Source organism: Stutzerimonas azotifigens (genome assembly GCF_013522725.1).
Classification (GTDB): domain Bacteria; phylum Pseudomonadota; class Gammaproteobacteria; order Pseudomonadales; family Pseudomonadaceae; genus Stutzerimonas; species Stutzerimonas azotifigens_A.
In genome coordinates this window covers 206,274-232,093 of the sequence record NZ_JAAMRF010000003.1, presented here as the reverse complement: position 1 = coordinate 232,093, position 25,820 = coordinate 206,274, and the positions used below count along the sequence as shown (strand labels likewise).

The 25,820-nt window shown below is 66.7% G+C and carries 19 protein-coding genes; 12 read left to right on the top strand and 7 right to left on the bottom strand.

Annotation, left to right across the window (positions count from 1 at the left end):
* Positions 1–3: 3 nt before the first annotated feature.
* The 12 genes from G7026_RS06955 to G7026_RS06900 all read left to right on the top strand — a co-directional run bounded on the left by G7026_RS06955 (position 4) and on the right by G7026_RS06900 (position 15,819).
* Complete coding sequence (locus G7026_RS06955; protein ID WP_181070029.1) at positions 4–963, top strand: HEAT repeat domain-containing protein; 960 nt, start codon at positions 4–6, stop codon at positions 961–963.
* Positions 964–1,140: 177 nt separating this feature from the next.
* A complete protein-coding gene (gene fdxA / locus G7026_RS06950) occupies positions 1,141–1,464 on the top strand; it encodes a ferredoxin FdxA (RefSeq protein WP_181070028.1) in 324 nt (107 codons plus the stop codon).
* A 3-nt stretch (positions 1,465–1,467) separates the two neighbouring features.
* Complete coding sequence (locus G7026_RS06945; RefSeq protein WP_181070027.1) at positions 1,468–1,662, top strand: hypothetical protein; 195 nt, start codon at positions 1,468–1,470, stop codon at positions 1,660–1,662.
* Between the two features lie 10 nt (positions 1,663–1,672).
* On the top strand, positions 1,673–1,984 hold the full coding sequence (locus G7026_RS06940; protein ID WP_181070026.1) for a gamma-butyrobetaine hydroxylase-like domain-containing protein: 312 nt from the start codon (positions 1,673–1,675) through the stop codon (positions 1,982–1,984).
* Positions 1,981–2,988: a YeiH family protein gene (locus G7026_RS06935; protein WP_181070025.1), complete on the top strand. Its 1,008-nt coding sequence runs from the start codon at positions 1,981–1,983 to the stop codon at positions 2,986–2,988. Before G7026_RS06940 ends, G7026_RS06935 begins: the two co-directional genes overlap by 4 nt.
* A gap of 46 nt (positions 2,989–3,034) precedes the next feature.
* Positions 3,035–3,811 (top strand): ferredoxin--NADP reductase, encoded by a 777-nt coding sequence (locus G7026_RS06930; protein ID WP_181070024.1) that lies wholly within the window; start codon positions 3,035–3,037, stop codon positions 3,809–3,811.
* Between the two features lie 271 nt (positions 3,812–4,082).
* Positions 4,083–4,535, top strand: coding sequence for a (2Fe-2S)-binding protein (locus G7026_RS06925; protein ID WP_181070023.1), 453 nt, complete (start codon positions 4,083–4,085; stop codon positions 4,533–4,535).
* Complete coding sequence (locus tag G7026_RS06920; RefSeq protein ID WP_181070022.1) at positions 4,532–6,751, top strand: xanthine dehydrogenase family protein molybdopterin-binding subunit; 2,220 nt, start codon at positions 4,532–4,534, stop codon at positions 6,749–6,751. The genes G7026_RS06925 and G7026_RS06920 overlap by 4 nt, the downstream gene beginning before the upstream one ends.
* Entirely contained in the window at positions 6,748–7,986 is a 1,239-nt protein-coding gene (locus G7026_RS06915; RefSeq protein WP_181070021.1) for a c-type cytochrome, read from the top strand. Before G7026_RS06920 ends, G7026_RS06915 begins: the two co-directional genes overlap by 4 nt.
* 301 nt (positions 7,987–8,287) lie before the next feature.
* Positions 8,288–10,255: an AAA family ATPase gene (locus G7026_RS06910; RefSeq protein ID WP_181070020.1), complete on the top strand. Its 1,968-nt coding sequence runs from the start codon at positions 8,288–8,290 to the stop codon at positions 10,253–10,255.
* 435 nt (positions 10,256–10,690) lie between these two features.
* A complete protein-coding gene (locus G7026_RS06905) occupies positions 10,691–15,430 on the top strand; it encodes a PAS domain S-box protein (protein ID WP_181070019.1) in 4,740 nt (1,579 codons plus the stop codon).
* 74 nt (positions 15,431–15,504) lie between these two features.
* The gene (locus tag G7026_RS06900) at positions 15,505–15,819 is read left to right on the top strand and encodes a DUF2388 domain-containing protein (protein WP_181070018.1); all 315 of its coding nucleotides are present in this window, start codon (positions 15,505–15,507) and stop codon (positions 15,817–15,819) included.
* Positions 15,820–15,875: 56 nt separating this feature from the next.
* Here the strand turns inward: G7026_RS06900 and gcvP are convergent, their stop codons facing one another.
* The 7 genes from gcvP to ubiH form a co-directional block, all read right to left on the bottom strand.
* Entirely contained in the window at positions 15,876–18,752 is a 2,877-nt protein-coding gene (gene gcvP / locus G7026_RS06895; protein ID WP_181070017.1) for an aminomethyl-transferring glycine dehydrogenase, read from the bottom strand.
* A gap of 146 nt (positions 18,753–18,898) precedes the next feature.
* Positions 18,899–19,288, bottom strand: a complete 390-nt coding sequence (gene gcvH / locus G7026_RS06890) for a glycine cleavage system protein GcvH (protein WP_181070016.1) — start codon at positions 19,286–19,288, stop codon at positions 18,899–18,901.
* Positions 19,289–19,328: 40 nt separating this feature from the next.
* A complete protein-coding gene (gene gcvT, locus G7026_RS06885; protein WP_181070015.1) occupies positions 19,329–20,411 on the bottom strand; it encodes a glycine cleavage system aminomethyltransferase GcvT in 1,083 nt (360 codons plus the stop codon).
* Positions 20,412–20,555: 144 nt separating this feature from the next.
* Positions 20,556–22,172, bottom strand: a complete 1,617-nt coding sequence (locus G7026_RS06880) for an ABC transporter permease (RefSeq protein ID WP_181070014.1) — start codon at positions 22,170–22,172, stop codon at positions 20,556–20,558.
* Between the two features lie 88 nt (positions 22,173–22,260).
* The gene (locus G7026_RS06875; RefSeq protein ID WP_181070013.1) at positions 22,261–23,262 is read right to left on the bottom strand and encodes an extracellular solute-binding protein; all 1,002 of its coding nucleotides are present in this window, start codon (positions 23,260–23,262) and stop codon (positions 22,261–22,263) included.
* 106 nt (positions 23,263–23,368) lie between these two features.
* Positions 23,369–24,589, bottom strand: coding sequence for a 2-octaprenyl-3-methyl-6-methoxy-1,4-benzoquinol hydroxylase (locus G7026_RS06870; protein ID WP_181070012.1), 1,221 nt, complete (start codon positions 24,587–24,589; stop codon positions 23,369–23,371).
* Positions 24,590–24,644: 55 nt separating this feature from the next.
* Positions 24,645–25,820, bottom strand: a complete 1,176-nt coding sequence (gene ubiH / locus G7026_RS06865; protein WP_181070011.1) for a 2-octaprenyl-6-methoxyphenyl hydroxylase — start codon at positions 25,818–25,820, stop codon at positions 24,645–24,647.

Genomic DNA, 25,820 nt, shown 5'->3' with positions numbered 1-25,820 from the left:
CTGATGAAGACCTATGACGATCCCATGCTGCAGCAGATTGCCGACAACCTGGCCTCCGATGATCCCGGCATCCGCCGCGTTGCCGTGCTCGAGCTGGTCGATTGCGGTGAGCCGGAAGCCGCCGAGTTGTTGATCCTGGCGCTCAACGACCCCGACCCCGCGGTGCGCCAGGAGGCCGCCAAGGTGGTCGACGAGTTCGATGCGGTGGACATCGCCGACGCGCTGATCGCCGCCCTGCAGGACAGCAACGAGGTGGTGCGCAACGCCGCCGCCCATGCCCTGGCCGACCTCAAGGACCCGGCCGCGGCGATGCCGCTGCTCGAAGCGCTGGCCGGAACGGACGATCCCTTTGTGGTGGCCGGCATCCTGCGGGCGGTCAAACCGCTGCGCAACCCGGCCGCCCAGGCGCCGGCACTGCAGCGCATGCAGGCCGCCGATGCCGGTGTGCGCCGCGAGGCGGTCGCAGTACTCGGCTGGCTGAAGCAGGCCGAAAACCTGCCGGCGCTGATGGAGCGCGCCCAGCATGACGAGGACGCCGAAGTGCGACGCGCCGCCACCGGCGCCCTGGTGTACGCCACGCCCGAGCAGGTCGGCCCGACGCTGGTGGGGCTGCTGCACGACGCGCACTGGCAGGTTCGCGTCGAGGCCGCGGTGAGCATCGGCAAACTCGACTACCAGGCGGCGTTGCAGCCTCTGGTCGAGGCCACTCACGACAGCTTCTGGCAGGTCCGCGAGAAAGCCGTGGATTCACTCGGCAAGCTCGGCGCCGTCGGTGCCATCCCGGCGCTCGGCGTCTGCGCCCGCGACCCGATGAGCAACCTGCGCAAGGCCGCCATCGGCGCACTCGGCGCGATCGGCCACAGCGATGGCCGCCCCTTCGTCGAAACCGCCATGGACGACCCGGACCCGGACGTCCGCAAGCTGGCCCGCTGGGCCATGTCGAAACTCGATGCGGCGGCGTGACGAATACGTAAGGCGGGTGCAACCCGCTGATCGTAGTCGCCGCCGAGCACGTTCGGCGGGTTTCACCCGCCCTACGGTTCTGCCGTCGCCGTGCAGATTCGCGCTGTGCTTCCGCCCCCTCTCCCATGGGAGAAGGTCGGGGTGGAGGGGGCAAGGCGCACCAGAGGAGCCTATGAAATGACCTATGTCGTTACCGAAAACTGCATCCGCTGCAAATACACCGACTGCGTCGAAGTCTGCCCGGCGGACTGCTTCCACGAGGGCCCGAATTTCCTCGTGATCAACCCCGAGACCTGCATCGACTGCAGCCTCTGCGCACCGGAATGCCCGGCGGACGCCATCTTCGCCGACAACGCGCTGCCCGCCGACCAGTCCCACTTCATCGCGCTCAACGCCGAACTGGCCGAGGTCTGGCCGGTGATCACCCAGACCAACAGCCCACTGGCCGAAGCCGACACCTGGGTCGATCAGGGCGACAAGCTGCAGTTTCTGGAGCGCTGACCCATGCCCGAACTTGTCATGACGAGTTGGCTGCGCCCCGCCCTGCTGGCACTGGTGATCGGCAGCGCTGCGCTGACCGGCAGCGCCCGGCCGGTCGAGGACCAGAGCCGCTTCGTCAGGACGCCGGAAATCGCTGCTTTGATGGTGCCGGACGGCTATCCGCCGCGCCTGTTCGGACCCTTTTTCCAGATAGGTTGAGGAGTTGTCCATGACCACCCAGACCCTGATCGCCCCACCCCAGGAAATCCGCCTGCGCAAGGCGCAGAAGATGCTCGAAGTGCTCTGGTCCGACGGTGTGCGCAGCCAGCTGAGCTGCCTGGCGCTGCGCAAATCCTGCGCCTGCTCGATGTGCGCCCAGGCGCAGCAGCAGGGCACGCTGACGCTGATCGATGCCGATGTCGGTGTCGATCGGCTGGAGGTGTCCGGCGTGAGTGGCGTGCAGTTCCATTTCAGCGATGGCCACTACCGTGGACTCTATCCCTGGGCCTATTTGCGCGAACTGGGCGAGCGGCTGCAATGAATCTGCGCGCTCAGCAACTGTTCGCGCCGCCCTTCGCTGCGGTCCGCCGGCTTTATCCCGGCGCGGCGCTGTGCGTAGTGCTGGCGCTGGCCGGCAGCTTCCTCGCCGAGCACTATGCCGCGCCGGCGCTGATGCTGGTGCTGCTGCTGGGGTTCGGCTTCGCCAGCCAGGCCGCCGACGCGCGCATGCAGGTAGGTGTCGGCTTCTGCAGCCGCCATGTGCTGCGTATCGGCGTGGCGTTGCTGGGTGCGCGGATCGGCGTCGAACAGCTGCTCAGTGTCGGTAGCCTGCCGTTGCTGATCGTGCTGACCAGCGTCCCGCTGGTGATCGGCGCGGCATTGCTGCTGGGCCACTGGCTGGGTCTGCCACGATTGCACAGCCTAGTCGCTGGCGTGGCGGTGGCGATCTGCGGCGTGTCGGCGGCGATCGCCGTGGCGGCGGTGATTCCTGCTGGCCGGCTGGAGGATCGACGGTTGCTCTGTGTGGTCGTAGGCGTCACTGCGCTGGGCACCCTGTCGATGCTCATCTATCCGCCACTACTCGGCACCTTGGGTTACGACGATATCCAACGAGGCTTGCTGCTCGGCGCCAGCATCCACGACGTGGCGCAGGCGGCTGGCGCTGGCTACCTGGTGTCGGAGACGGCCGGCGATGTCGCCACCCTGACCAAACTGTTGCGGGTCGCGCTGCTGGCGCCGCTGGTGTTGCTGCTCGGCTGGCTGCTGCGTCGCGGCGACTCCGGCAGCGCCGAATTTCCGTTGTTTCTGCTCGGCTTTCTCGCCCTGTTCGGGCTGAACAGCCTCGGCTGGCTGCCGACCGGGCTGCGCGAAGGGCTCGTTACCGCCTCCAACGCCTGCCTGCTGGTCACCATGGCGGCGCTCGGCATGCGCACCACCTTGAGCGAACTCTTTGCCCAAGGCTGGCGGCCGATGCTGCTGCTGGTGGTGCTCAGCGTCGGGCTGCTGCTGGGCGCGATGGCGTTGCTGGCACTGGCGTCGCCCTGACGATTTTTTCTGCCCCGTTTCCCTTTTGACTGTTGGAGGATTTGCCATGGCTGCAATCGGTACTGAAAGCGTTCTCAGCGTCCGCCACTGGAACGACACCCTGTTCAGCTTCACCACCACCCGCGATCCGGGGCTGCGCTTCGAGAACGGTCATTTCGTGATGATCGGCCTCGGCGTCGAAGGCAAGCCGCTGATGCGCGCCTACAGCATCGTCAGCGCCAACCACGACGAGCACCTGGAATTTCTCAGCATCAAGGTGCCGGACGGCCCGCTCACCTCGCGCCTGCAGCATCTGAAGGCGGGCGATCCGATCCTGGTCAGCCGCAAGCCGGTCGGTACCCTGGTGATGCACGATCTGCGACCCGGCAAGCACCTCTACCTGTTCGGCACCGGCACCGGTCTGGCGCCGTTCATGAGCATCGTCCGCGACCCGGAGGCCTATGAGCGTTTCGACAAGATCGTGCTGGTGCATTGCGTGCGCGAGGTCAGCGAACTGGCCTATCACGACTACCTGACCCACGAGCTACCGCAGCACGAATTCCTCGGCGAAGAGGTGCGCGACAAGCTGATCTACTACCCCACCGTCACCCGCGAGCCGTTCCGCAACCAGGGCCGCATCACCACGCTGGTGGAGACCGGTCAGCTCGCCGCCGACATCGGTCTGCCGCCCCTGAACAAGGACAGCGACCGGGTCATGCTCTGCGGCAGTCCGGCCATGCTCGATGCGCTGACCGGCATGCTCGACGAAATGGGTTTCCACGCTTCACCGCAGCAGGGCGAAGCCGGCGACTACGTGATCGAGCGCGCCTTCGTCGAGAAATGAACCTGGCTCAGCGCGCGTCCGTTCAGACCGGGTATGTACCCCGGTCTGATGGTGACAGCTGCGCGCGGCTTCGCCTCCACCCTTCGATCCTGGCCAGCGCAATGCTTGCTGAACGCCTTCTCGTATTCCTGAGGCCGTACCGCTGATGCGCCAGCCGACAAAAAAAGAAACAACCCGCTAACTTTGCCGCCTTTTGTTGTCTGGATAGGGAGCGCACTCGACCAGAAAGACATGCGCACCGCTTCGAGCCTGATGATGAGGTCTCCCTTCTATGCTGACGCTTTCAATTAATGGCAACGACCTGCAGGTCGATGTGCCGGACGATATGCCCCTGCTCTGGGTTCTGCGCGATGTGCTGGGTCTGACCGGCACCAAATACGGCTGTGGCATCGCCCAGTGCGGCGCCTGTACCGTGCACCTGGACGGTCAGGCGGTACGCAGCTGCGTGCTGCCGGCGAGCAGCGCGGCCGGCAAGCAGGTGGTGACCATCGAGGCCATCGGCGAGACGGACATTGGCCGCGAAGTGCAGGCCGCCTGGCTCGAGGATGAAGTCGTGCAATGCGGCTACTGCCAGTCCGGGCAGATCATGGCAGCCGCCGCCCTGCTGGCGCAGAACCCTGCCCCGGACGATGTCGCCATCGACCAGAGCTTGGCCGGCAACCTCTGCCGCTGCTGCACCTATACCCGCATTCGCAGCGCCATCAAGCGCATCGGCCAGGCATGAGGAGGCGCGCCGTGAACGAGCAACCCTTTTCCCCATCGCGCCGGCAACTGCTCAAGGTCGCGGGCCTCGGCTTCGGCGGACTGGTGATCGGCTTTTCGCTGCCCTTCGCCGGACGCAGTTTCGCCGAACAGGTGCTTCCCGAGGGACCGGAGGACGGAACGCTGCCAACCGCTACCGCACTCGACGCCTTCATCAGCATCGACCGTGACGGCAAGGTGACCTTTACCGTGCCGAAGATCGAGATGGGCCAGGGCGCCCAGAGCGGACTGGCGATGATGATTGCCGAGGAACTGGAAGTTCCTCTCGACGAGATCACCTTGAAGGAGGCTCCGCCGAACGAAGATATCTACAACGACAGCCTGCTCAATTTCCAGGCGACCGGTGGTTCGACCTCCATCCGCAGTAACTGGGAACCGCTGCGCCGCGCGGGCGCCGCGGCCCGGCTGATGCTGATCCAGGCCGCGGCGCAGCGCTGGCAGATACCGGCCGACCGGCTTCGTGCCGAGAACGGCCAGGTGCACGGCCCGGACGGCCAGACTCTGGGCTATGGCGAGCTGGTCGAGGCCGCCTCGCAGCTGCCGATTCCGGAAGACATCCCGCTCAAGCCGGCCAGCGAGTTCAAGGTGATCGGCAAACCGTTGCGCCGGCTGGACACGCCGTCGAAGGTGGACGGCCGCTCGCGGTTCACCATCGACCTGGCCGTGCCGGACATGAAATACGCCTCGATCCGTGCCTGTCCGGTGGTCGGCGGCAGCGTGGCCTGCGTCGACGACAGCGCCGCACGCCGGATCCCCGGGGTAGTCGATGTGGTGCGTATGGGCAATGCCGTGGCCGTGATCGGCGAGCACACATGGGCGGCGTTCTCCGGCGTGCGCGCATTGGAAATCGAGTGGGATTACGGCGAGCACGCCGGGCTCGACTCCGAGCAGATGGAGCGGGCGATCCGCGACGCGCTGGACGAACCCGGCGCGCTGGCAAACGAAGTCGGCGACATCCAGAACGCCCTGGACAACGCCGCCAAGACCTTCGAAGCCGAATACGAGATGCCCTTTCTCGCCCACGCCGCACTCGAGCCCATGGGCTGCGTGGCGCAGGTACGTCCCGACGCGGTCGAGCTCTGGGTCGGCACCCAGGTTCCCGTCCGCGCCCAGACAGCTGCTGCCGAAGAGGCCGGGCGGCCGCCAGAGCAGGTCATCGTCAATAACCAGCTCATCGGTGGCGCCTTCGGCCGCCGCCTGGAAGTGGATTTCATTGCCCAGGCGGTGGCCATCGCCAAACAGGTCGACTATCCGGTCAAGCTGACCTGGACCCGCGAGGAAGACACCGCCCACGACATGTACCGGCCGCATTACATCGACCGATTGGCCGCCGCGCTGGATGGCGAGGGCCGCCTGCTGGGCTGGCGTCACAGCATCGCCGGGGCTTCGGTGCTGGCGCGCTTCGCGCCAGAAGCGGTGCCGGAGAATGGACTCGACGGCGATGCGGTCGAGGTGGCGCAGCATCCGATCTATGCGCTGGAGCATCTGCGGGTCAATTACATCCCGGTGCCGCCCAAGGCGATCCACCAGTCCTGGTGGCGCGGGGTAGGCCCGCTGCGCAGTACCTACATGCTGGAAAGCTTCATCGACGAAGTGGCCCGCAGCGTCGACCGCGATCCGGTCGATTACCGCATGCAGCTGCTCGGCCAGCACCCGCGAGCCCAGGCGGTGTTGCGTCTGGCTGCGGAAAAAGCCGGCTGGGGTCAGTCCTTGCCCGCCGGGCACGGGCGCGGTGTGGCGGTGCAGGAAGTGTTTGGTAGCTTCCTGGCCACGGTGGTCGAGCTGGAAGTCGCCGAGGGCAAGGGCATTCGCCTCACACGCCTGGTGGTGGCGGTCGATTGCGGCCAGGTGATGAATCCGGTGTCGGTGAAGTCGCAGATCGAGGGCGGCACCCTGTTCGGCCTCTCCGCGGCGCTGTTCAACGAGATTACCGTGCGCGATGGCCGCGTCGAGCAGAGCAATTTCCACGACTACCGTCAGTTGCGCATCAGCGATGCGCCACCGGTGGAAACCTACATCGTCGAAAGCGCCGAAGCGCCCGGCGGCGTGGGCGAGGCCGGCACCGCGATGATCGCACCTGCCCTGGTCAACGCCCTGCACAGCGCCAGCGGCGAGCGCATCCGTCGCCTGCCGCTGGCCCGCGCCGGTTATCACGTGCTTGGAGGACGTCCTGCATGAGGTTCAACGCTTTCTTTCGCGCGCTGTCCTGCGGCGCGCTTGCCCTGTTCGGCGGCAGCGTCCTGGCACAACCGGCCGACACCGAGCTGATCCAGCGTGGCGAGTACCTGGCCAGGGCCGCCGACTGCATTGCCTGCCATGTGACCGAAGGCGGCAAGCCGTACGCCGGCGGGCTGCCGATCAAGATGCCGTTCGGCACCCTCTATTCGACCAACATCACCCCGGACAAGGAGACCGGCATCGGCGAGTGGAGCGACGATGATTTCGTCCGGGCGATGCAGAAGGGGGTCGGCAAGGATGGCAAGCACTACTACCCGGCGTTCCCCTATACCTCCTACACACTGATGCCGCGTGAGGACATTCTCGCGATCAAGGCGTATCTGTTCAGTCTCGAACCGGTCAACCAGCCCAATCCGGAAAACGACATCGGCTTTCCGTTCAATCAGCGCTGGGGCATGGCCCTGTGGAATTTCTTCTTTCTCGACGACGAGCGCTTCGAGCCGGACCCGGAGCAATCCCCGGAGTGGAACCGCGGCGCCTACCTGGTCGAAGGGCCGGGGCATTGCGGCGAATGCCACACGCCGCGCAACCTGTTCCAGGCGCGTAGCGGCTCGAAGAACCTTGCCGGCAGCACCATCCAGGGCTGGAACGCCTGGAATATCACCGGCGACGAGCAGAGCGGCATCGGCGGCTGGCCGGACGACACGCTGGAGCGCTACCTGGCGACCGGGCTGGCCGAGGGCTACAGCGTGGCGGGCGGGCCGATGGCCGAAGTGGTCAATCACAGCCTGCGCCACCTGACGCCCGAGGATATCCGCGCCATGGCGGTGTACCTCAGATCGGTGCCGGCACAGGACGCCGAGGTGAAACGGCCGCAACCACGCGAACTGGCCGCCGAGGCGCCAACGCAGACGCCGCACCCACTGGGCCAGAAGCTGTTCGCCGACGCCTGCGTCAGTTGCCACCTGTGGGACGGCAACGGCCGCCAGTCGCCCTACGCCTCGCTGCGCGGGCTGCGCACGGTACATGACCCCGAGGGCCTGAATCTGGTGCAGATCATCCTGCAGGGCGACGTGCTGCACGGGCCGGACGGCGATCATGCGATGCCAGCCTTCGACCGGCACTTCACCGACTCCGAGGTGGCGGCCGTCAGCAACTTCGTGCTCAACCACTTCGCCGGCCTGGACGCTACGCTGAACGAGGAGCAGATCCGCGAGCGCCGCGAGGAGCACTAGCCCCAAGCGGCCCGCCGCAACGGCGGGCCGCTCCGGCGACCTGTCACCCGTCGCAAAATGCCCTTCCGTTCGTCGCCTCATCCTCCAGGCGGCGACGCTTACCGTATTCTGCGGGCCAGGTCGGATTCCCCACCCGACCGACGGTCTCCTCGCACAGGGATCCCCGCCGATAAACCGGCAGTGCCCAGACCGTGTATGCGCCTGACGGGTGCAGCGGGTAAATGCCCGCAAGAACACTCCGTCCGTCCCCGCCGGGACGGTTGTCCCGTAGTTGTGTCGGGTTTGCCCGCCTGGATGTGAAATGAAAAAACCTCGCTTACTGCAAGGCCGCCATGCGCTGGGCGCCTATGCTCTGGTCGTCCTGCTCGCCACCGCAGCGGCCATCTGGCAGTTCTACCCAGCGCCGCCGGCCAGCCCGCCGCAGGCCGGCTCGGCCGCCGCGATGCTGGCCCAGCTCCAGGAGTCCACCGCGCCCTGGCAGGCCAATCGTGAAGACCTTTCCACGTTGATGGCCGATCTGCGTAACCAGACCATCGCCACCGCGGCCATGGGCAAGGATGCGCTGTACATCACCACCACCTCCGGCACCCAGTACTGGGTGCCGGATCAGTCGGGGCGCGTCGCCGACCTGTTGCTGGACCAGTACCGCAGCACCGAAGGCCAGCTGTTCCCGGTGACCCTGTTCGAAACCGACGGCGAATCGCCCTGGTACAAGCGCGCACTGCCCTATTGGCCGGTGGCCCTGCTGCTGGTGGTGGCGATCATCGCCGGCGCGCTCAAACTCAAGCCCTACCGGGTCAACCGCAAGGGCACCGGCATCCGCTTCGCCGACGTGATCGGTGCGGGCGAGGCCAAGCAGGCCCTGCATGACGTCACCGCCTACCTGCGCGACCCCGATGCTTACGCGGCCCTTGGCGCCCGTCCGCCCAAGGGCGTGCTGCTGACCGGCGAGCCCGGCACCGGCAAGACCCAGCTGGCCAAGGCGCTGGCGACCGAATCCAACGCCGCGTTCATTCAGGTCACCGGCAGCGACTTCTCGTCGATGTATTTCGGCGTCGGCATCCAGAAGGTCAAGTCGCTGTTCCGCGCCGCCCGCAAGCAGGCGCCGTGCATCATCTTCATCGACGAGATCGACGGTATCGGCAAGCGCTCCGAGCAGACCCGCTCGAGCGACGCGGAAAGCAACCGCATCATCAACCAGTTCCTCGCCGAGATGGACGGCTTCGACGCGGCCAGCGGCGTGCTGGTACTCGGCGCCACCAACTTCCCCAATTCGCTGGACCCGGCGCTGGTGCGCGAAGGCCGTTTCGACCGCTCGATCGCCGTCGGCTTGCCTAGCCTGGATGATCGCGAAGCGCTGTTCCGCCTCTATGCCGGCAAGATCCGCGTCGGCGGCGAGCTGGATTTCGCCCAGCTGGCGCGCAACACCGTCGGGCTGACCCCCGCCGCCATCGCCTACATCGCCAACCATGCCGCCCTGCTGGCCGCCCGAACGGGTGCCGATCAGGTCGTGATGGCGCACTTCGTCGATGCCGTCGAAACCTGCCGCATCGGCGAGCAGCCCTCGGGCGTGACACCGATGTCGCCGAGCGACCGCAAGCGCATCGCCGTACACGAGGCCGGCCATGCCCTGGTCGCGGCCGAGCTGAAGGTAGGCCGCGTGGAGAAGGTCACCATCCTGCCGCGCGGACAGGCGCTCGGGGTCACCCTGGTGACGCCGGTCGAGGACAAGCGCTTGCACATGGAGTCTGAGCTGCGCGCCCGCATCCAGATGCTGCTGGCCGGCCGCGGTGCCGAGCAGCTGTATTTCCACGAAGTCTCCTCCGGCGCCGGCCAGGACCTGCAGGAAGCGTCGCGCATCGCGCTGTCCATGGTGGGCGCGCTGGGCATGGGGCCGACCGGGTCCCTGCTGAGCCTGCAAGCGGTACGCGAGGCCCATATCGAGTTCGACTCGGCCGACTCGATCCGCGCCGCTGACGATCTGCTGCGTCAGCTCGAGCGCGAATGCCTGGCGCTGCTGCAACGTCTCAAGCCTGCCCTCGATGAAATCGCCCAGCGTCTGCTGGACGAGGAAACCGTGCCGGGCCAGGAAGTCCTGGCGGCGATCGCCAGGCTGCCGCACCACGCTCGCGACGGAAGCGTCAGCCCGCTGTTGGCACCTGCGCTCAGCTCGATCGACAGGGTCGCAGCGAGCATGCTCGACAACGCCGACCATTTCGAGCTGACGCTCACCAGCAGCCCCGAGGAAGAAGGCCCTGGCATGGCCTAGCCGCCGCGCACGGTCGACCGTGCGTCGCCTTCCCCCGGGCCATTCGACTCGGCGAATGCCTCTGGCCTGCGTGCAAGGCGCGGGCTAGAGACCTCGATTCGTCAGCCTGGCCACCCCTCGGGCCCACCGCGAGTCTTCGCAGATGGATTTGCTGAACGGCCAACCGGGGCGCGGGTCGATTAAGAGTTGACCCGTTTAAGGCAATAACATGAACAATTCACGATATTTGTCGCTTCTGCCCCGTTTCTGCCGACATTTTCCCGCGCCAGACAGAGTGCGCTCCGCGCCAGGCTGTCCAACTGCCACCAGCGCCAGAAACGATAACCATCGCTATTCTTGTACCGAAGGCGGTGGAACGCCTGATGTGGCGCATGCACACTTGCGCCGCGACATGACCGGAAGCCTTGGCGCGTAGCGTCAGGTGCCGGGCGAGCCATGGAAAGCCGAGCAGATATCGTGAACGTACACCCGAGCATTCACCCTCCCGCATCAGGGAACGACGCGCTACGCCTGGCTGAGCTGGCCGGCTATCGCATCGTGGGCTCGCCACCGGAGCCCGCCTTCGACGATCTGGCGGCGCTGGCAGCCGATCTCTGCGGGGCCAGGAGCGCCGCGATCACGTTCCTCGACAACGAGCGCCAGTGGTCCAAGGCCGCCGTCGAGCTCGATCGACAGACCCTCGCCCTCGCCGAATCGATCTGCGCCCAAAGCCTCCTGCAAACCGACCTGACGGTCATCCCGGATCTGCGCCAGGATCCCCGCTTTTCCCAGCATCCCTGCGTCGCCGCCGCCCCAGGCGTACATTTCTATGCCGGGACGGCCCTGCGCACCGCCGAAGGCATACCGCTGGGCATGCTCTGCGTACTCGACGAACGGCCGCGCGAGCTGAGCGACCGTCAGGCCGAGCGCCTTCGCGCGCTGGCGCGCCAGATCATGGCGCTGCTGGAGATGCGCCGGCTCAGCGAAAGCCGCCGTCGTGACCAGCTGATCATCGACAGCGCGGTGGACTACGCGATCTTCTCCACCGATCTCGACGGTCGCATCACCAGTTGGAACGAAGGCGCCACGCGCCTGCTCGGCTGGAGCGCCGAGGAAATGCTCGGCCAGCCGGCCGACCGGGTCTTCACCGAGCAGGATCGCGCCGCCAACCTGCCGGAGCTCGAAATGCGCTCGGCCCACGAGTGCGGTGCCGCCATCAACGAGCACTGGCATCAGCGCAAGGATGGCAGCCTGCTCTGGGGCAGCGGGGAGTTGATGCCGCTGCGCAATGAAGCCGGGCAGATCACCGGCTTCATCAAGATTCTGCGCGACCGTACCGAACTGCGTCGCGAACAGGCGGCGCGGATCGAGGCCGAGGAACGCTACCGCGCATTGATCGACCTGAGCCCTCAGGCCCTGCGCCTGGCCGACGCCCAGGGCCGGGTCACTTTCGCCAACGCCTACTGGTGCGACTACACCGGCCTGTGCCCCGAGGCGTCGCTCGGCGACGGCTGGCTGCAGGCGGTCTGCGCCGACGAGCGCGTACGGGTCGAGGCCAGCTGGCATGAAGCGCTCCAGGGCAAGCAGCCCTATACCCTGGAGCTGCCCCTGACCGCGGCCGACGGCAGCGTGCGCTGGTTTCAGGAGCGCGGCGTGCCGGAGTTCGACGCCAAGGGCGCGGTCACCCGCTGGATGTGCGTGGCCCACGACATCGACGCGCGACGTCGCGCCGATGCCGAACGCCTCGAAAGCGAGGCCTTCACCCGGCTGCTGGTCGACTCGGCCAGCGAGGGATTCTTTTCCATCGATCGCGACGGGGCGATCACCCTGTGCAACGAGGCCTTCATCAAGCTGCTCGGCTTGGCCACCAAGGACCAGGCGCTGGGCAAGCCGATGCAGCAGGTCTTCCGCCGGCAGCGTGCCGACGGCTCGCCGGTCGACGAGCGCGACTGTTCGATCCAGCGCACAGCCCGCACGGGCGAACCGGCACACGTCAAGCACGAACTGTTCTTCCGCCAGGACGGCAGCAGCCTCTCGGTCGAATACCGCGCCGAGCCGATCTGGCGCGAGGGCGAGCTGCAAGGCGCGATCTGCACCTTCACCGATATCAGCGAGCGTGCCCGCGGCGAGGCGCTGCAGAGTTACCTGCTCGAACTCAGCGACCAGCTGCAGGACACCAGCGAGCGGGTCGATGTCCCCGCCCTGCTCGGCGAGCGACTGGGCAAGCTGATGGGATGCGATCGCCTTGCCTACGGCCACGTCAGCTCAGCCGACTCGCTCACCGTCCAGTACGAATGGACACCGCCCGGCCGGGGCAGCAGCTTGGGCCGGCACGGCATAGGCAAGAGCGCCGCCTTCATCGCCTCGCGTTTGCAGCAGGGCGAGCCGGTTGCCATCGACGACCTGGAGAGCGGCCATTACGACGAGGCCGCCCTTGCCGTCCCGCAACGCCTGGGCTGTCGCAGCCTGCTGTACGCACCGCTTTTCGAGCGGACCCCGCAGCTGTCCTTCCTGCTGCTGGCCTGCGAACGGCCTCGACACTGGACTCAGAATGACCTGGCACTGGTGCGCGAGGTGGTGGGGCGCATCCGCGCTGCCAACGAGCGCGCGCAGGCGACCAAGGCGCTGCGCGAAGCCGAACAAAGGGTCAGCCTGGCCAATGAGATCGCCTCGATCGGCGTCTGGGAATACAACAACACCCGCAACACGCTGCTCCTGGACGCCCAACTGAGGACGATGGCAGGCCTGATGCCGGAGGGCCCATCGCTGCGGGTGGACGAACTGCTCTCCCGGCTGCACCCGGACGATCGCAGCCGCTTCTTCGAAGCCCTGCACAATGCGCTCGATGGCGACAGCGAGCTGAATCTCGACTACCGGGTTTTCGACCCGTTGACGAACCAGTACCTGTGGTTGGCCAACCGTGGCCGCCGGGTGATCGATACCAGCGGGGAGGTGCGCATCATCGGCACCGCTCGCGACATCACCGAAGAGCGTAACGCCGAGCAGGAGTTGCTGCGCATCAATACCCTGCTCGAAGAACAGATCGCGGAACGACGCCTGGCCGAACAACGCCAGGCGGCCTTCATCGAGTTGGGCGACCTGCTGCGCGAACAACCCGACAGCGCCACCATCGCCGCCGCCGCGGAAAGGGTGCTGAGCAGCACCCTGGGCGTAGCGCGGGTCGCGTTCGCCAGCATCGACCCGACCGGCGAATACGCCACGATGCAACGCAACTGGGTCGACGAAAAGGACGAGGACCCCAACACCCGGATCCGCTTCGCCGATTTCGGCGACCTGGCCTATGACCTGCGCAGCGGCGAACTGGTGGCGATCGATGACATTCAGCACGACGTGCGTACCGCCACCAGCGCCGACGCCTATGAAGAGCGGAACATCCGCAGCCTGCTGTGCGTCCCGCTGCTGGAAAACGGCCGGCTGAGCGCCGCCCTGGTCATCCTCGACGCCCAACCTCGCCACTGGGCCGATGACGACATCTCCTTCATCCGCGACGTGGCCGACCGTGCCTGGACGGCGGACGAGCGGATCCGCGCCGAGCGCGCCCTGCGCGAAAGCGAAGAGCAGTTCCGCACGCTCGCCGACAACATGAGTCAGTTCGCCTGGACGGCCGACCCCAGCGGCCGGATCTACTGGTACAACAAGCGCTGGTACGACTACACCGGCACCACGTTCGAGGCCATGCGCGCTCTGGGCTGGCGATCGGTGCATCACCCCGAACACATGGAGCGTGTCTCGGCCTCGATGAAGCGCGCCTTCGCCATCGGCTCGATCTGGGAAGACACCTTCCCCCTGCGCGGCAAGGACGGCAAATACCGCTGGTTCCTCTCGCGCGCCCTGCCGATCCGCAACGAGCTGGGCCAGGTCACCCACTGGTTCGGCACCAACACCGATATCACCGCCCAGGTCGCCGCCGAAGAGGCGCTGCGCGAACTCAACGACAACCTCGAACGCCGAGTCGCCGAACGCACCCGGGAGCTCGCCGAGATCAACCACCGCCTGCATCGGGAAATGAGCGAGCGCGAACGCGCCGAGGAAGCCCTGCGCCATGCGCAGAAGATGGAAGCCATCGGCCAGCTCACCGGCGGCCTGGCCCACGACTTCAACAACATGCTGACCGGCGTGCTCGGCGCGCTGGACCTGATCCAGCGGCGGGTCACCGCCGGGCGGACCGGCGAACTCGATCGCTACATTGACGCTGCGGTGACCTCGGCCAACCGGGCCGCGGCCCTCACCCACCGCCTGCTGGCGTTCGCCCGCCGCCAGTCGCTCGATCCCAAGCCGGTGGACGTGGACGCGCTGGTCGGCTCGATGGAGGACATGCTGCGCCGCACCATGGGCGAACGGATCCAGCTGCAGACGCGCCTGACGGCCGGGCCCTGGCTGGCCTATACCGATGCCCCTCAACTGGAAAACGCCCTGCTCAACCTGGTAATCAACGCGCGCGATGCGATGCCGGAGGGCGGCGAGCTGAATATCGAGACCCGCTGCGTCAGCCTCGCCGGCCGTCAGCCCGATGGGCCGAACGCCGGCGACTACGTGGTGCTGTGCGTTAGCGACAGCGGCTTGGGGATGCCGGCCGAAATCATCGAGAAGGCCTTCGATCCCTTCTTCACGACCAAACCGATCGGCCAAGGGACCGGGCTCGGACTGTCGATGGTCTATGGTTTCGCCAAGCAGACCGGCGGACATGTGCGCATCGATAGCCAGGTCGGCGTCGGCACCCAGATCACGCTCTATCTGCCGCGTAATCTGGAACCCGTCGATACCGATGGCAAACAGCGCACCGGCAGCAGCGACATCCCGCGCGCTCAGCTCGGCGAGACGGTGCTGGTAGTCGAGGACGAGGCCGCCGTACGCCTGCTGGTCATCGAGGTGCTCAAGGAGCTCGGCTATGGAGCCCTCGAAGCGGTAGACGGACCGTCCGCACTGCCGCACCTCGAGGGCAATCAGCGCATCGACCTGCTGGTCACTGACGTTGGCCTGCCCGGCATGAACGGGCGCCAGCTGGCAGAGATCGCCCGCCAGCACCGCAAAGACCTCAAGGTACTGTTCATCACGGGCTACGCGCCCAATGCCGAAGTGCGCGGCGAGTTTCTCGGCCCGGGCATGGACATGCTGGCCAAGCCGTTCAACATCGACGCGCTCGCCGGACGCATCCGCCAGATGATCGAAGGCTGAGCCGGACGGCACCGGGCGGAACTCGCTCCGCGTCGCTGGACTCCTACCTGTAACAACAGAAGGAGGCGTCTACCATGCGCACTAAAGCTCTCATCGCTGTTCTGGCCCTTTCCGCCGCCCCGCTGGGCAGCGCCATGGCCGATTCCTGGTTCCGCAACCTGTTCACCACGGGCGCGACCATCGGCTCGACCTACGCGACCACCCACGACAACAAGCTGGTACTGGGCGCACGTGAAGACGCCGGCAGTTTCGTCGCGAGCAATGGCGAAATCCGTGGTCCCTATCTGGAAGCCGCGTTGCAGCGCGTTCGTGCCGAACAGCCTGATCTCGCCGCCAGCGACATGGAGCTGGCCACCGCGATCCTGATGAACGAAGACGCACCGCGCTGACGTTCGATCAGACACTAAAAAGCCGCCCGAGGGCGGCTTTTTAGTGTCCGGCATCTTCAGTCGCGGTAGTCGTCCACCGGCACGCAGGCACAGAACAGGTTGCGGTCACCGTAGACGTTGTCGACCCGGTTCACCGTCGGCCAGTACTTGTGCGCCTGGGTATGGGCCGTCGGCGTGACCGCCTCGACCACGCCGTAGGCGCGGTCCCAGCCGCCCAGCACGTCGGCCAAAGTGTGCGGCGCGCGGGCCAGCGGGTTGTCATCGGCCGGCCACTGCCCTGACTGGACCTTGTCGATCTCGGCACGGATCTGCAGCATCGCCTCGACGAAGCGGTCCAGCTCGGCCTTCGATTCGCTCTCGGTCGGCTCGATCATCAGCGTACCGGGCACCGGGAAGGACATGGTCGGCGCGTGGAAGCCGTAGTCCATCAGGCGCTTGGCCACGTCCTCCTCGGTGACCCCGGTCTGCGCCTTGAGCGGGCGCAGGTCGAGGATGCATTCGTGGGCGACGCGCCCGTTGCGCCCGGCATAAAGCACCGGGAACGCACCACCCAGGCGATGGGCCAGGTAGTTGGCGTTGAGGATGGCGACCTCGGTCGCGTCCTTGAGCTGCGGCCCCATCATGGCGATGTACATCCAGCTGATCGGCAGGATGCTCGCGCTGCCCCAGGGCGCGGCGCTCACCGCGCCGTTCTGCGGGTTCGGTCCTTCCAGTTCGACCACCGGGTGGTTGGCGACGAAGGGCGCCAGGTGCGCCTTCACGCCGATCGGGCCCATGCCCGGGCCGCCACCGCCGTGGGGAATGCAGAAGGTCTTGTGCAGGTTCATGTGGGAGACGTCGGCGCCCATGTCCGCCGGCCGCGCCAGGCCGACCTGGGCGTTGAGGTTGGCGCCGTCCATGTAGACCTGCCCGCCCTGGGCATGGACCACCTCGCAGATCTCGCGGATGCCTTCTTCATAGACGCCGTGGGTCGACGGGTAGGTGACCATCAGGCAGGACAGCTCTGCGCCGGCGTCGGCGGCCTTGCGCTTGAGGTCGTCGAGGTCGACGTTGCCGGCCTTGTCGCACTCGACGATCACCACCCGCATGCTCGCCATCTGCGCCGAGGCCGGGTTGGTGCCGTGGGCCGAGGACGGGATCAGGCAGATGTTGCGCTGCCCTTCGCCACGGCTCTCGTGGTACTTGCGGATCGCCAGCAGGCCGGCGTATTCGCCCTGCGCGCCGGAGTTGGGCTGCATGCTGATCGCATCGAAACCGGTTATCGCGCAGAGCCAGGCTTCCAGCTCGTCGATCATCAACCGGTAACCCTGGGCCTGCTCGCGCGGTGCGAACGGGTGCAGGTTGGCGAATTCCGGCCAGGTGATCGGGATCATCTCGCTGGTAGCGTTGAGCTTCATGGTGCAGGAGCCGAGCGGAATCATCGCCTGGTTCAGCGCCAGATCCTTGTTTTCCAGCTGCTTGAGGTAGCGCAGCATCTTGGTCTCGCTGTGATGCGCACTGAATACCGGATGGCTGAGGAACGCCGACTGGCGCACCAGCCCGGCGGGAATCCCGGACGGCACTTCGCCGGCATCGAGGGTGGCGACATCGAGCCCGTGGTCGGCACCGAGGAAGATCGCCAGCAGCTGCTCGAGGGTCTCCGTTGTGCTCGTTTCATCCAGGCTCACACCCAGCTTGCCGCGACCGAGGATGCGCAGGTTGATGCGCGCCGCCCGGGCGCTTTCGACGATGGCGGTCTGGCTGCCGCCGACGTCCAGCGTCAGGGTGTCGAAGAAGTGCTGGTTGACCCGCTTGATGCCGCGCTGCTCCAGCGCCGTCGCCAGGATGGCGGTCATCCGGTGCACGCGCTGGGCGATGCGCTTGAGGCCTTCGGGGCCGTGGTAGACGGCGTAGAAGCCGGCGATGTTGGCCAGCAGCACCTGGGCGGTGCAGATGTTGGAGTTGGCCTTCTCGCGGCGGATGTGCTGCTCGCGGGTCTGCAGTGCCATGCGCAGCGCGGTGTTGCCGCGCGCGTCCTTGGACACGCCGATGATGCGCCCAGGCATGGCGCGCTTGTATTCGTCGCGGGTGGCGAAATAGGCCGCGTGCGGGCCGCCGTAGCCCATCGGCACGCCGAAGCGCTGGGTCGAACCGAGCACCACGTCGGCGCCCAGTTCACCCGGTGGGGTGAGCAGCACCAGGCTAAGCAGGTCGGCCGCGACGCAGGCGATAGCCTGCTGCGCGTGCAGCGCATCGATCAGCGGACGCAGGTCCTGTATCTCGCCATGGGTGTCGGGATACTGCAGCAGCGCACCGAACACCTGCTCCTGGCCGAGGCTATCCGGTGTGCCGACCACCAGCTCGAAGCCGAACGCCTCGGCGCGGGTCTGCACGACCGACAGGGTTTGCGGGTGGCAATTCTCGTCGATGAAGAAGCGGTTGCTCTTGTTCTTGGCCATGCGCTTGGCCAGCGCCATGGCCTCGGCCGCCGCGGTAGCCTCATCGAGCAGCGAGGCGTTGGCCAGATCCAGGCCGGTCAGGTCGATGGTCATCTGCTGGAAATTGAGCAGCGCCTCGAGTCGACCCTGGGCGATTTCCGGCTGATAAGGGGTGTACGCGGTATACCAGCCCGGATTTTCCAACACGTTGCGCAGGATCACCGGCGGGGTGACCGTGCCGTGGTAGCCCATGCCGATCAGGCTGGTCCACAGCTGGTTCTGCTCGGCATGCCCGCGCAGCCGTGCCAGCGCCTGCTGCTCGTCGAGGGCGACCGGCAATTGCAGCGGACCCTGCAGGCGGATGCTCGGCGGCACCGTCTGGTCGATCAGCTGCTCACGCCGCTCCAGGCCGAGCGCCTCGAGCATCGCCTGCTGCTCGGCGGCATCCGGGCCCAGGTGGCGACGCAAGAACGCATCGGGCTGATGAAGCTGGGAAAGGCTTGGAGTCTGGGACATGACGGATTCTCTCGGAGTAACGGGCCGACGCTTGTCGTTGCGCGAATCGCGGGGCAGTGCCGGCATCTTGGCCGCCGGCATGGGCAGTCGGCGGTGGGACTGATACGAGAAAAGCCCCGCATGGCGGGGCTTTTGCACAACGCGGATCAGGCGTCGCTGTCGCAGGACGCCTTGTAACCGCTGGCGTCGAGCAGCTTGTCGAGCTCGGCCTTGTCGCTCGGCTGCAGTCGGAAGAACCAGCTGCCATAGGGGTCGCCGTTGACCTGCTCGGGCGAATCGGTGAGCGCGCTGTTGACCTCCAGCACTTCGCCCGAAACCGGCGCATAGATGTCGGAGGCGGCCTTCACCGACTCGACCACACCGGCTTCCTGACCGGCGGTCAGCTGCTGGCCGACTTCCGGCAGTTCGACGAAGACCACGTCGCCCAAGGCTTCCTGGGCGTGGTCGGAGATGCCCACGGTCACGCTGCCATCGGCTTCCAGGCGCGCCCACTCGTGGCTGGCGGCGTAACGCAGATCGCTGGGGATGTCGCTCATGTTATGTCCTCGAGGGCTATTGGCGCTGCAGTCGCCGGATTCAGATCAGAACCTTGCCGTGGCGCACGAAGCTCGGCTGCACCACACGCACGGGATACCACTTGCCGCGGATTTCCACCTCGGCGCGTTCCCCGGTGGCGGCTGGAACCCGCGCCAGGGCGATCGATTTGCCAAGGGTAGGCGAAAAACTGCCGCTGGTGATCTCGCCATCGCCGACACCGCCGACGCGAACCACCTGGTGAGCCCGCAGTACGCCGCGTTCTTCCAGCACCAGACCTACCAGCTTCTGAGATTCGCCGTTGCGGCGCTGACTTTCCAGCGCCGCACGTCCGACGAAGTCGCGCTCGGCCGGCTCCCAGGCGATGGTCCAGCCCATGTTGGCCGCCAGCGGAGAGACGTTTTCGTCCATGTCCTGGCCGTAAAGGTTGAGCCCGGCCTCCAGGCGCAGCGTATCGCGCGCGCCGAGTCCGATCGGGGCGATGCCCGCGCCAACCAGTTCGCAGAAGAAATCCGAGGCTTCGGCGGCCGGCAGGATGATTTCCAGGCCGTCTTCGCCGGTATAGCCGGTGCGCCCGATGAACCAGTCGCCCTCGGCGAGCCCCTGGAAGGGCTTCAGTTCGTGGATCAGCGCCGCGCGCGGCTGGCTGACCAGCTCGGCGACCTTGGCGCGCGCCTGCGGGCCCTGGATGGCGAGCATCGCGACGTCCGGCCGCTCCTCCACGCTGACCTCGAAACCCTCGGCCTGCGCCTGCATCCAGGCCAGATCCTTGTCGCGGGTGCTGGCGTTGACCACCACGCGATAGCCGTCCTCGGCGAGGTAGACGATGAGGTCGTCGATCACGCCACCCCGCTCGTTGAGCATACCGCTGTAGAGGGCTTTGCCGAGGGTGGTCAGGCGGGCCACGTCGTTGGCCAGCAGATGCTGCAGATAGGCCTTGGCGCCGCTGCCGGCGACATCGACCACCGTCATGTGGGACACATCGAACACGCCGCAGTCGCGCCGCACCTGATGGTGTTCTTCTACCTGGGAGCCGTAATGCAGCGGCATGTCCCAGCCGCCGAAGTCGACCATCTTGGCACCGAGAGCCAGGTGCTGTTCGTAGAGGGGAGTACGCTGACCCATGGGTTTTCTCCTTCCGGGCAGGACACTGGAGCCGCACCGACTCGGTGCTCGGACCCGCTCCGGGAGGGCGGGCTACTTCGAATGGCGCGCATTGTAGCGGCAAGGTCGGGGAAGGTCACGGCATGCCGACCGAGGGGGCAGCGCTCAGCCGATGCGCCTGGCCGAACGCCGAATCAGCAGGATCACCGGCAGCAGGCCGACGAGCACGAGCGTCAGCGCTGGCAACGACGCACGCGCCCACTCGCCTTCGCTGGTCATCTCGAAAATCCGCACCGCCAGCGTGTCCCAACCGAATGGCCGCATCAGCAGGGTGGCCGGCATCTCCTTGAGCACATCGACGAAAACCAGCAGTGCGGCGCTCAGCGCACCGGGCACCAGCAGCGGCAGGTAGATCCGCAGGAACAGCGCCGGCCCGCCCACGCCAAGGCTGCGTGAGGCCTGCGGCAGGGACGGCCGGATGCGCGCCAGGCTGCTCTCCAGCGGGCCGAAGGCCACCGCCATGAAACGGATCAGGTAGGCCAGCAGCAACGCGCCGAGGCTACCCAGCAGAATCGGCTTGCCTGCACCGCCGAGCCAGCCGGACAGCGGCACCACCAGTTCGCGGTCGAGATAGCTGAAGGCGAGCATGATCGAGACCGCCAGCACCGAGCCCGGCAATGCATAACCCAGGTTCGCCAAGCCGACTGCACCCTGTACCGGCCGAACCGGCGCCTGACGGCGGGCGAAGGCGAGCAGCAACGCTGCCGCCACGGTAATCAGTGCGGCCATCGCCCCCAGCGACAGGCTGCGCAGGATCAGCCCGACATACCGCTCATCGAGATCGAAGCGACCCCGCTGCCAGAGCCAGGCCAGTAACTGCAGCACGGGGATGACGAAGGCGCAGGCGAACACCAGGCCACACCAGAAGGTCGCGGCGAACGCCTTGGCCCCACGCAGGCGATAGAGCGCTCCAGCGCGGGCGCGCTCGCTGGCCGGACGCGCCGCTCCGCGCGAACGGCGCTCGCCATAGAGCACCAGCATCACCGCCAACAGCAGCAGACTGGCGAGCTGGGCGGCGCTGGTGAGGCTGAAGAAGCCGTACCAGGTTTTGTAGATGGCGGTGGTGAAGGTATCGAAATTGAACACCGAGACCGCGCCGAAATCGGCCAGGGTTTCCATCAGCGCCAGCGCCAGCCCGGCACCGATCGCAGGCCGGGCCATCGGCAGCGCGACGCGCCAGAACGCCTGCCAGGGTGTCTGCCCGAGCACCCGCGCGGCTTCCATCAGTCCCCTGCCCTGGGCCAGAAAGGCGGTGCGGGCGAGCAGGTACACATAGGGATAGAAGACCAGCACCAGTACCAGGATCACCCCGCCGGTGGAGCGCACCCTCGGAAAGCGAATACCGCTGCCGAACCATTCGCGTGCCAGCGTCTGCACCGGACCGGAGAAGTCCAACAACCCGATGAAGACGAACGCCAGGACATAGGCCGGGATCGCGAAGGGCAGCATCAGCGCCCAGTCCAACCAGCGCCGCCCGGGAAATTCGCACAGCGCAGTCAGCCAGGCCAGGCTGACGCCTAGCAGCGTCACGCCCAGCCCAACCCCCAGCACCAGGGTCAAGGTGTTGCCCAGGAGCCTGGGCATCTGGGTGTTCCACAGATGCGACCAGATCTCCATGTCCACGTCGTGCCAGCTGAACGCGAGGATGCTCAGCGGCAGCAGCACCAGCGCCGCGACAGCAAAGGTGATCGGGTACCAGCGGCGCTGCACGGTGAAGGACAAGAAAAAAAGCTCCTGGCGGATACAAGACGCCCCGGACTCAGCCGGGGCGCGAAAGTATAACGGCAGTCAGCCTGTGCCGGTCGTGGCGTCAGTTCCAGCCCACGCGGTCCATCATGCGGATCGCCTCGGCCTGGCGCTTGCCGGCCACCTCCACCGCAATGGTGTCAGCCTTGAAGCTGCCCCAGGCAGCGACTTCTTCGGACGGCGCGACCTTTGGATTGGCCGGAAACTCCTGATTGACTCCGGCGAACAAGCCCTGGGCCTCGTCGCTGGTCATCCACTCCACCAGTTTCTGCGCCGCCTCAGGGTGCGGGGCGTGTTGGGTCAGCCCGATGCCTGACAGGTTCACGTGAACGCCACGGTCGTCCTGATTCGGCCAGAACAGCTTGGCTTTCAGACCCGGGTTTTGCTTGTGCAGGCGGCCGAAGTAGTAAGTGTTGACGATGCCGACGTCGCATTGGCCAGCGTCGACGGCCTGGATCACCGAGTTGTCGTCGGCGAAGACGTCGGTGGCGAGGTTATTCACCCAGCCCTTGAGAATCTGCTCGGTCTTCTCGGCACCATGGGTTTCGATCAGGGTGGCGGTCAGCGACTGGTTGTACACCTTCTTGCTGGTGCGCAGGCACAGGCGGCCTTCCCAGTTCTGGTCGGCCAGCGCCTCGTAGGTGGACAGCTCGCCTTCGCTGACCCGCTCGGGCGAGTAGACGATGGTCCGGGCGCGCAGCGACAGTCCCGTCCAGGCGCCGCTGGAGGCACGGTATTGCGCCGGGATGTTCTGTTCGATGATTTCGGACTTCATCGGCTTGAGGATGCCCATCTGCTCGGCCTGCCAGAGGTTGCCGGCATCGACGGTCAGCAGCAGGTCGGCGGGCGTGTTGGCGCCTTCGGCCTTGATTCGCGCCATCAGCGGAGCTTCCTTGTCGGTGATGAACTTGACCGTGACCCCGGTCTTGGCAGTGTAGGCATCGAACACCGGCTTGATCAGCTCGTCGATGCGCGACGAATAGACCACCACTTCATCGGCGGCCTGGCTGATACCTGCCAGGCTGGTCAAGGCCATGACGGCCAGTAGTCCCTTGCTTGCGCGCATGATCGTGCCTCGTCGCGTTATTTAAGAGGCCAGATAGTAGTGAATCTTATTTAGCTTCTCAACGCGAACGTCCCGCGCAGCGATTACAAGTCGTTTCGCGGCGCGCTCAGGCTCGCGCCAGTTCGGGCAGATCGCCGGACAACCCCAGCGCCTGGCGGACGAACATCGACTTGGCTCCCGGCAATGTCTCGACCAGCTTCAGGCCGCTGTTGCGCAACCAGCGCAGCGGCAGCGGGTCGGCCTGGAACAGACGCTCGAAGCCCTCCATCGCCGCCATCATCGACAGGTTGTGCGGCATCCGTCGGCGCTCGAAGCGGCTGAGCACCTGCAGATCGCCCGGTTGCTCGCCGCGCCGCAGTGCAGCCTGCAGCACCTCGGCCAGGACCGCTGCGTCCAGTAGCCCCAGGTTGACGCCCTGCCCCGCCAATGGATGGATGGTGTGCGCGGCATCGCCGATCAATGCCAGGCCCTGCTGCACGTAGCGTTTGGCATGCCGCTGGCGCAGCGGGATGCACACGCGCGGATCGGCGTGTTCCACCTCACCCAGGCGCTCCTCGAAGGCGCGCCCGAGCGCCAGACAGAAGGCCTTATCGTCAAGCGCCATGAGCCGTTCGGCCTCGCGCTCTGGCACCGACCAGACAATCGAGCACCAGTGCGTGTCGCCGTCACGGGTCAGCGGCAGGAACGCCAATGGTCCGTCGTCGGTGAAGCGCTGCCAGGCGGTCCGGCGATGCGACTCATGGCAGCGGACGCTGGTGACGATAGCGTGATGCAGGTAGTCCCACTCGCGGGTCTCGCAGCCGCTCAGGCGACGGACCGCGGAATTGGCGCCGTCGGCGGCCACCAGCAGCGGCGTGCGGATCTGCTGGCCGTCGACCAGCGTCAGCAGCCATTCGTCGCCGGAGCGGCGCAACTGCTCGAGCCGCGCATCGGCAAGCAGCCGTACGCTGGCCTGCTCACGCAACCGCTCGACCAGCGCATCCTGAACCACGCGATTCTCGACGATATGACCGAGCACAGGGGCATGCACGGACGCGGCGCAAAAATGAATCTGGCCGGTCCCCGAACCGTCCCATACCTGCATGTCGGTATAAGGACTGGCACGCCGCGCGGCGATACCAGGCCAGGCGCCGACACGTTCGAGAATCCGCTGGCTGGCGGCCGAGAGCGCGCTGACGCGGGGTTCGAAGGGCGCCTGGGCGTCGAAGGGCGGCACCTGCAGGGGGCTGCCGTCGACCACCACGATATCCAGGCCGGTGCCTTCGAGCGCCAGCGCCAGCGTGCTGCCGACCATACCGGCGCCGACGATGATCAGGTCCGCTTGCATCCTGTCTCCTCCGCTTGCCGTCGCTGCGGCGTGGTTGTACGGGCGCGCATGCCCGTTATCGGCTGGCAAAGCCCATCGCCTGCCTGGCGAACCAGTGCTTGGCGGCAGGCAACAGGTCGAGCCCGACCAGACCAAGATTGCGTCCGACGATCGACAGCGGCGCGCTGTCGCCGAACAGCCGCGTCACCTGATCGGAAAACCCGACGGTCAGTTTCTGATCGAGACGCTGACGTTGCAGATAATCCCGCAGGGTGGCCAGGTCGCCCAGCGCTGCCGGGCTTTCCAGCAAAGCCGTGGCAAGGACATCGGCGTCACGCAGGGACAGGTTGTAGCCCTGCCCGGCGATCGGGTGCAGGCTGTGCGCCGCGTTGCCGAGAACCACCAGCCCGGCGCGCACCTGCTCGGCCGCCTCGACCAGAGACAGGGGATAAAGGTGCCGGGCCCCGACCTGGGCGAAGGCACCGAGCCGGTAACCGAAGGCCTCCTGCAACTCGGCCAGGAAGGCCGCTTCGCCGAGCGCCGCCAGCCGCGCCGCGTCAGCCTCGGGCCGAGTCCAGACGAGGGCGCAACGCTTTTCCTGCAAGGGCAGCAACGCCATCGGCCCGTCATCGGTAAAGCGTTCGAAGGCCTGGCCGCCATGAGCCTTGCCCGGCGTCACGTTGGCGATCAGCGCAGTCTGGCCGTAGGGCGTGCGGCGCACCTCGATCCCCAGCTGTTCGCGCAAGCCGGAGCGGCCGCCATCGGCCAGCACACTCAGGGCGCAATCAAGGGACTCGCCATCGGTCAGGGTCAGGCGGTAGCCGCCCTCGATCGCCTGGAGCCGATCGACCTCGGCGGGGCAGCGGCGCGTCACGACGTCATCGTCCAGCGCCTGCCACAGGCAATGGCCGATCCAGGCGTTTTCCACCACGTAGCCCAGCGCCGGGACCCGCTCTTCCTGGGCGCTCAGACGGGCTGCACCGAAGCGCCCGCGGTCGGAGACATGAATGTCGAGGATCGCTTCAGCACGCGTGGCGATGGCGTCCCAGACGCCGAGTCGCTCGTAGATCAGCCGGCTGCCGTAGGACAGCGCGGTGGAACGGGCATCGTAGCTCGGCTGGTACTCCTCGCCGGGCGCGAACGGCTCGATCAGCTCGATGCGCCAACCACGTGCCCGGGCGCCCTGTTGCAAGGCCAACGCCAGGCTGGCACCGACCAGCCCGCCACCGATGATCGCCAGGCGCCCGTTCAT